The sequence below is a fragment of the Xenorhabdus innexi genome (assembly GCF_002632485.1).
GTDB lineage: Bacteria > Pseudomonadota > Gammaproteobacteria > Enterobacterales > Enterobacteriaceae > Xenorhabdus > Xenorhabdus innexi.
Genome location: NZ_NIBU01000199.1, coordinates 1 through 914, shown reverse-complemented (window position 1 = coordinate 914; position 914 = coordinate 1). Strand labels below are relative to the sequence as shown.

1 protein-coding gene is annotated in these 914 nt (G+C 60.4%); it reads right to left on the bottom strand.

The features are described from left to right. Nucleotides 1–908: integrating conjugative element protein (locus Xinn_RS21050; protein ID WP_422645978.1), on the bottom strand; the 908-nt coding region annotated here is incomplete at its 3' end. Between the last annotated feature and the right edge of the window lie 6 nt (nt 909–914).

The following is a 914-nucleotide window of genomic DNA, read 5'->3' as shown; positions in this document are numbered from 1 at the left end:
CCCGGCTGATGGGGTTCACCGCCGCTGCTGCACTCGGCAGACTGCGTGCAGGTCCGGATGGCCCGGTCACCCAGTACGCTGACCACGGCGTCGGCGGCTTCCCGCGCCGTGCTGAATTTACGGCAGGCACTGCCTTCACACTTAAAGGGGCTGACGGACGCCTGACTCAGTACCGGCAGCTGATTCATCATATTAAAACCGGCGCTGACCAAATCGCGGGTCGGCCGGATGGCAGCCTGTCCCTTCCCGCCCTGCCGTTGCCCGCCAATCCACGGATGCCCGCCGGCACCGGTGGTTTTGCTGCCGGCATTATTCACCCGCACGGCATCCCCGTCCCCGCCGTTCACCAGCGTTTTGTATTCCTGCAAAGTCGCCGACTGCGTCCATTTGCTGTTCTGCGCAAAATCCATCATCTTATTGGCCATCGCCCGGCAGTTGAACTGGGCTTTATCAAAGGCCACACTGGCCTGCAACACCCCGTTGGTCAGCATGTCATACAGTCCCGGATTAGCCCGCTGGATAATCATCGCCGGCAGACTGGCAACGGCGCCTGTCGCCCCCTGAATGACATCACTCATCAGGTTCTTAAATCCGGCCGTTATGCCGTTCAGCTGATTGCTGACGGTGGTTTTCAGGTCAAAATTGCCGCACATCAAATCCGAGCGCCAGCCCAGCTCTAATCCACCGAGTGTGGCGGAACCACTGCGGCTGGCCGGCTCTGAAATCACCGAGCCGCCCCCTAAGGTATAAAACAGCGTATCAGACACCGCCCCGCTGGTCTCTGCGCCATAACCCAGCGCACTCCGGTTTACCTGCGGTAAGGTGAGGGACAGCCCGGCAGCACCGGCCTGCACCGACGTAAGCAGAATAGACCCCGTCACCAGCCAGAAGGCCTTGCTTTTCTTCATCATGAC